The 7,236-nt window shown below is 37.3% G+C and carries 4 protein-coding genes; 1 reads left to right on the plus strand and 3 read right to left on the minus strand.

The features are described from left to right. Positions 1–22: 22 nt before the first annotated feature. The 3 genes from HNQ85_RS06860 to HNQ85_RS06870 form a co-directional block, all read right to left on the minus strand. Positions 23–1,594 carry a glycosyltransferase family 2 protein gene (locus tag HNQ85_RS06860; RefSeq protein WP_181536990.1) on the minus strand — a complete coding sequence of 524 codons (1,572 nt, stop codon included), beginning with the start codon at positions 1,592–1,594 and terminating at the stop codon, positions 23–25. 40 nt (positions 1,595–1,634) lie between these two features. Next, positions 1,635–3,569: a glycosyltransferase family 2 protein gene (locus tag HNQ85_RS06865; RefSeq protein ID WP_246326798.1), complete on the minus strand. Its 1,935-nt coding sequence runs from the start codon at positions 3,567–3,569 to the stop codon at positions 1,635–1,637. 135 nt (positions 3,570–3,704) lie between these two features. After that, positions 3,705–5,237: a glycosyltransferase family 2 protein gene (locus HNQ85_RS06870; protein ID WP_181536991.1), complete on the minus strand. Its 1,533-nt coding sequence runs from the start codon at positions 5,235–5,237 to the stop codon at positions 3,705–3,707. Positions 5,238–6,846: 1,609 nt separating this feature from the next. Between HNQ85_RS06870 and HNQ85_RS17815 the strand changes: the two genes are divergently transcribed. Next, positions 6,847–6,975, plus strand: a complete 129-nt coding sequence (locus HNQ85_RS17815) for a hypothetical protein (protein ID WP_281363429.1) — start codon at positions 6,847–6,849, stop codon at positions 6,973–6,975. The last annotated feature ends 261 nt before the right edge of the window (positions 6,976–7,236 follow it).

Raw genomic sequence — 7,236 nt, forward strand, 5'->3', positions numbered from 1 at the left:
TTGCACATATATCCCTTTTTCTTTATTCATCATGAAAACCGCTATCGATTCCTAGTTGCCCTATGAGGTATGAAATAGCTTCTAAGTGATCTCCTATAATACGCAATACAGCCTGTGGATGCCCTGTTGCGGCAAAATGTTGATCTGGACGAATACGGTTTGGGCTCATCACATCCACAAAATGAACACATGAAACTTTGTACCCTTCCAATACAGCCTTCGCGTTTGCACGACATGGATTTAACAATGCTTCCCATCCAATTCCGTCTAGACATCTTCTGCTTATTGCGTGAGGAACAGCTAAGATTGAACCAACCCCCAAATCCTTACGGTGACAAGCTAAATTCAACATATATTTATATACATTGACAATATAGAGAGGAAAGAGAATATTAAAGTTCAAATCATTGAGTGCAACATCTAACCCGTTAGCAACTGCTTGGGCGAACGGATGTAAATCATGGGCCGGGATCGCAAAATCAGCATCCGTAAAAAGAATAATATCCCCTGTTGCTACAAATGCTCCGATTGCACGACCTACATCATGTCCTAGCGCTTCTTTATATACAATAACTGTAGCACCAAGTTGTTTAGCGATTTTTTCTGTATTGTCAGTTGAGCCGTTCACAACAACGATAATCTCTAATGGCTCAATCTTTCTTGCTTCTTGAATAACTTTCTCAATCGTCTTTTCTTCGTTCTGCACTGGTATCACCACAGACAGTTGCTTACCGTTGTAAATAGAGGATTTCACTCCCCAGCCTTCATAAATTAAGGGATTCCCGCCCGATTCTTTCTGGTAATCAGAAAAACTTTTGTGTTTCTTTATCTGTTCAATGATGTCCCGTCTTCTGCCCCCATCGTTATAACCGCCTCTTACACCGTGAATCTGTAGCCACTCTGCCAATGCTTCCAGGTAATTCCTCATATTTTGTTTCTCTGCATCCGATAACGGACTTCTATATGAGCATTGTTCCGCTGAGGAAAACTCACCAGGGGACATTGCATCAATGGAATATTGACGACTAATGCGCCATCTTTGTTCAAGTGCACGCATATGAGCGAGAACTCGATTTACAAGACTTTCATAGCCAATCGCCTGTATGGCTTTTTTAGTAATTGCATGTGGCATAGAAAGAAGAGAATCAATATTGAAATCCGTATGCCCCAATACATCATTTAATACTTGCCTCCATACTGTATCTGAATCAGGCCAATGTTTTACCCGCCTTTCAAAATATGAACGATCTAAATTATTTAAGACCACCTCGGCCTTACCTTCCAGAATTGGCTGCAAGAATTGGTGCAATTGTGAAGTTGGAAGAATAGTGTTTCCATCTAAAAATAGCAACACATCCCCGTTTGCTTTTTTTGCTGCTTGTACACAACCCTCATTCCTATTTGTCTGCTTTGTAACAATCACCTTGCATCCAAGTTTTTTTGCGGCTTTTTTCAAACTTCTATCTTTATTGTTATTTTCATTAATCAAAACAATAATTTCATGTGGAGAAATGCCCCGAGCAGATGCGATCACGTTTGCCAAAGTATCAGCATTATCCGAAGCCAAAATAATAATAGATATTAATTTATTCATATTTCCTCTTCATCTCCTATCTTTTCAAATTACTTACGCATTATCCATCATGAAAACCGCTACTTAATTGCCCTATGAGGTATGAAATAGCTTCCAAGTGGTCTCCCATAATACGTAACTCAGCCTGTGGCTGTGTTTGCCCTTTTAATGCAGCATCAACAAAATGAATAATATCCCCTTTTGCTTCAAGTGCTCCGATTGCACGGGCTACATCATGTTCTAGTGCTTCTTTATATACAATAACTGTAGCACCAAGTTGTTTAGCGATTTTTTCTGTATTGTCAGTTGAGCCGTTCACAACAACGATAATCTCTAACGGCTCCACCTTTCTTGCTTCTCGAATAACCTTCTCAATGGTCTTTTCATGGTTTTGCGCTGGTATCACCACAGACAGTTGCTCACCGTTGTAAATAGAGGATTTCATTCCCCATCCTTTGTAAATAGAGGACTTCCTAACCAATTGTTGCTGGTAAAGAGAAAAATTTTTATGTTTCTTTATCTGTTCAATGATATCCTGTCTTTTGCCTCCATCGGTATAACCGATATAACTGCCTATATGCTGATCTAGTCGAATACGGTTTAGGTTTATCACATCTACAGAATGAACACATGAAACTTTGTAGCCTTGCAACACAGCTTTAACTTGTGCGAGACTAGGACATACCAAGGTTTCAAATCCAATACTTTCTAAACAAGATCTGCTTATGGCATGAGGAACGGTCAAGAGGGAGCCGATACCTAAATCTTTTCGATGGCAAATCAAGTTTAATGCATATTTAAATGCGGCCACATTATGAAAAGGAAAGCAAATAGGCAAGTATTGATCTAAATCGTTAAGCGCCATATCGACCCCATCAGCAACTGCTTGGGTGAATGGATGTAAATCTCGGGCTGGAATCGCAAAATCAGCATCCATAAAAAGAATAATATCTCCTGTTGCTGCAAGCGCTCCAATTGCACGGCCCACATTATGGCCAAGTGGCTCTTTATATTTAATAACTGTAGCACCAAGATTAGAAGCGATGGTAGTTGTATTGTCATTAGAGCCATTTACAACAACGATAATTTCCATCGGCTCAATTTTTCTTGCTTCTCGAATAACTTTCTCGATGGTCATTTCCTCGTTTTGTGCTGGTATAATAACAGATAGTTGCTTACCATTATAAATAGAGGATTTCATCCCCCATCCTTTTCGGTAATAAGGGAAATTCTTGTGTTTTTTCAATTGTTCAAGAATATCACGCCGCTTACCTCCATCAGTAAATCCTCCTCTTACACCTCTTTTCTGCAACCATTCTGCCAATGCTTCCAAATGATCACTAAGGTTGAGCTTTTCTGCATCTGATAATTTGTTCCCTTGTGCCGCATACTGATATGGTCGAATTTTATCAAGAGGGATCACATCGGTTAGATCACCACGACTGATATGCCATTTCTGCTCTATAATCCTCATATGAGAAAGAATAGGATTTGCAAAGCTTTGGTAGCCGATGCCTTGCACAACTTCTTTAGTAAGCGCATATGGAAATGAAAGTATCGAATCAATATTCAAATCGGTGCGGTCTAGTATTTCGTTCAAGACTTGACCCCATACCATATAAGAATCTAGAGGTTGTTTTGTCATAAAAAGCTTATCCAAATTATTCAAAACCACGTCGGCATGGCCGGCAAGAATAGGCTGAAGGAATTTTTTTAAATTTGAAGCAGGAATGAGAACGTCCCCATCTAAAAATAGCAGGACATCTCCCTTTGCCTCTTTTGCTCCTAACATACGCCCTACATCATTTCTGAGCAGTTTGTCCTTCACAATTACCTTACATCCAAACTTTTTCTCAATTTTCTCTGTTTCATTTGTGCCCTCATTTACCACAACAATGATTTCGAGGGGAACAAGTTGCCGAGCAGACATTATAACATTCTCTAACGTTTCTTTATCATCCCAAAACGGAATAATAATAGACAAAGATTTATTCATTATTACTTCCCACTCTCCATATTTTTTTAAAAATACCCAATTTTTAGATAGATACAGAGCTAACAGAAGCTCTAAATAAAATATATCTAAAGTTGATAACGATGATCTGATTAGACACCGTTTCATCCTTCCTTTCTATTGTAAAAATTCTCTTCTTCTTCCTCCGTCAGTAAATCCACCACGCTCATCTGTTTGCTGCAATAAATAGGCAAGGGCCTCTATCTGATCTCCCAGTATTTGTTCAAACTCGTTTATGGGTTTACTTAAAATACCTTCTGATACTCGCACTTGCTTATTCGTAAGTTTACTTTTTTGGTCAACGATAGCTTTTACCTGATGAACCGCCTCCACCTTAAAACCTGCTAAAATTGCTTTCATCTGTGCTAATGAAGGAACGATAAGAGCTTCATAACCAATTGTCTTTATAACCTTTTTGTGTAGCGCATAAGGAACGACGGTGAGACAATTATTCAACAAATCTGGACGATTGACAGCCATATTTACAAAGTATTGTCCTATACTTACAAAATCAGTTGCCTTATACGTATCCAGCAGTACTTGCAGATTATTTAGAGCAATATCGACTCCTTTTTCCACTGCTTGTAGAAAAGGCTTAAGATCTTTTGCCAAGATAACATGATCGCTATCTATAAATAGACATATATCGGCAGTAGCATGCATTGCTCCAACTGCCCTGGCAACGTTATGATTAAAATCTTTTTGATACTCCATTACAACAGCTCCTTCTAACTTTGCTGTTGCAATAGTCCCCTTCGCAGCTTTATTTGCTACTAAGATAATTTCGTCCACTCCCGCAAGTTTCACTTGTTCAATCACAGATGAAATCATATTCGTCTCTTCAGAAACGGTGATAATTACACTATATTTCGCTTTTCTTTTGGTTGACGAATTAGCAGGGATAAGATTGTTAGGTAGCTTTCTACTACGGTTTTCATCTGAAAATCCAGCACGTGATCCGAACATATTGGTTAAATAGTGAATGGCGCGCAAATGATCTCCTATAATACGGCTTGTCGTTTTAGGATAACAGGATTTAGGATCTAACTCGCGATGAACAGAACGAATCTTATTCGTATTAATTACATCTACGGAAGATGGAGCGGTAATACGGAGACCGAGTTTGACTGCCATAGCCTGAGCAAGTATTGGATCCCCAAGATGTTCCCATCCTAACTTTTGTATAGCTTCGCGTTTTATTGCATGAGGTACAGCAATTAAAGAGTTAAGAGAGAGATTGCTTTGCCGAAGATAAACATTTACGGCAATTTTACATGCGGTTGTATAATGGGGACGAATATTAAGTGAAGCTAGCCATGAAAGATCATTCAAAGCTATATCATATCCCTCTTGAATCGCATGAACAAAGGGAACAAGCTCATCGTGCGGAATAATAATGTCTCCATCTAAAAACAAGAGAATGTCTCCTGTTGCATGTTTAGCGCCAATTGCTCGGCCAATATCATTTCCCAATGACTGTTCAAAATATATAACTCTGCATCCAAAAGATTCCGCTATTTTTGCCGTACCATCTTTGGAACCATTTACAACAACGATAATTTCATGTGGTTGGAGATGCTTAACTTCTTTCAACACACGACCAAGCGTTTGTTGTTCATCTTGTGCCGGAATAACAACAGATACTTTCATACCTTTAATACCCCCTCAAACTGAAAAACCTTACATAAGAAATAATAACAATATAGATAACTAGGTCCTTCTAAAACAGACCATAACAGGGTACTTTAGATCACGTTCTTGCCATCGACCTTATTAATATATACAGTTGATATAAATGTGGTGTAGAAATAAATGTATATTTAACTAAAATATGTTAAAACGACCTCCATAGTGCATTCTCAACTATCTTGTATTTTGACCTTATGAAAATGCCCAATCTACATACTACCCAAACGTAAGAGAATGAGGTGTTTGAGGGGAATAGGATAAATAAAAGGAAGTTTTAAAATAAGCAGCCAATAAAAAGCGCTAAGGGAGATTTTCATTGCTTCCTTACGCTTTTTTTATGGTGAAGTCATAACCTCATGTTTGTGATCAGTGATTTAATTTATCATTGCCAATATTAATTACAAGACAAAGAGCACTGTCTTATGCATCCTGCTCTTACTTGGTGTCGTTCCCACTTGCGCTGGATATGGTGACAGCCACTGTTACCATCAATCTACAGCATTATAGAAGAAGGTGCTTAGAACTTCAATGAGGTAGGATATGAGCTAGTTTTTTTATTACTTTGTGTTGATAGGTTTTTATAATAGGACCTCCATTTTAGTTATGGAATAGTCTTGTTTTTTAAAATTAACGATTGCTTTGTCAACGTTAACAAGGGCCCGAGTGATAAATTATTAGAGAGTGATTAGAACACATTCAAATCAAGTGAAGTTAACTATTTCACCTTAAATGAAGCGCTGAAATACACAAATCACTTAAAGCCCCGTAAATTTAGTTCAATGCCACTTTTGTTTTTAACGATTCCACTAATATGAGATGTTAGATTGATTAAATTTGATTGGGCGAAATGATTAGTTCTGGGTGAAAAATAATTTTCAGGAGCCGTGAGAATCATATTTTTGGTTCTGATACAAATCAAGCCAATTGCAATGATTCTCTACATCTTTGACATACTGATACTAACTAAGCTACCTTCATATGATATTGCTGCCTAGAAGATTGGACTTCTGACTCATTAAAATTGTTGTTTCCATCAACGTCGTCTAAAATCCGATAACGGACGTGGTACTCCAATCAACTTTTACGAAGAAACGGAAAGTTGAAAAGTTGAGTTACATTTATATAGAAGAGTTAGACCTTTTTCAACTGGTTGAAAAAACAGGGTAAACTTAATTTTTTAGTGTCTGTATATTCACTCAAATTGATTTTCTACCTAAAAAATCATTAAAATCCTCAATATTTATTAGGGAAAAGTGGAAATAAATAAGATAATTAGATGAATTCTCTATACAAGATATAACGTACCTTCATATCCTATATCTGAAAGGAGGAGAAATCTCTAAAAAATGGACGGAATGCAGTGAGTATTTTTAAGAATCGCTCTATAACTTTTCCCCCCTGAGGAGAAAAGTCTATATAGTTAAAAAAAGGTATAAACCTTTATTTAATCGTTTCTTATCACTTGATTGTAGATTATGATTTGTTCGTATTGTACACTCATGCACTTCAAATGTCCCCAATCCCCTGGATTTTCCTTCTTGAACAAGCGTGTTGTTAGAAGCTACAAATATTGCTTAATCATTTTATTCCTTTAGTTCACGTAGGAAAGTATTTGCTAATGGTTGTTCTGAATGCGATGCATCGAAAAGTGATTAAAATTATGGAATATCAAGTATTAATCATTCTATCAGTTGCCTAAGTCTGTGTTATTTTTGCAGGATATAACATACAGCCGCTCATTAGTTGATGCTGTAAGCCAAATCGTATTAGAACGCCAATTATTGAAGACGGTATTCCAGTGTTAATCAATCAGAATTACTCTCTTACCTTTTGCACACGAGAGATGTAAGAGGAGAATTTACCGATGGGGAACATAACATAACCGAACTCCCATCAAAAAATTACGAGAGGAGTTAGAAAATGGAACATCATCAAGTAAAAATTGCAGTAATTGGCTTAG

Source organism: [Anoxybacillus] calidus (assembly GCF_013760845.1).
In the GTDB taxonomy this organism is placed as follows: domain Bacteria; phylum Bacillota; class Bacilli; order Bacillales; family Anoxybacillaceae; genus Paranoxybacillus; species Paranoxybacillus calidus.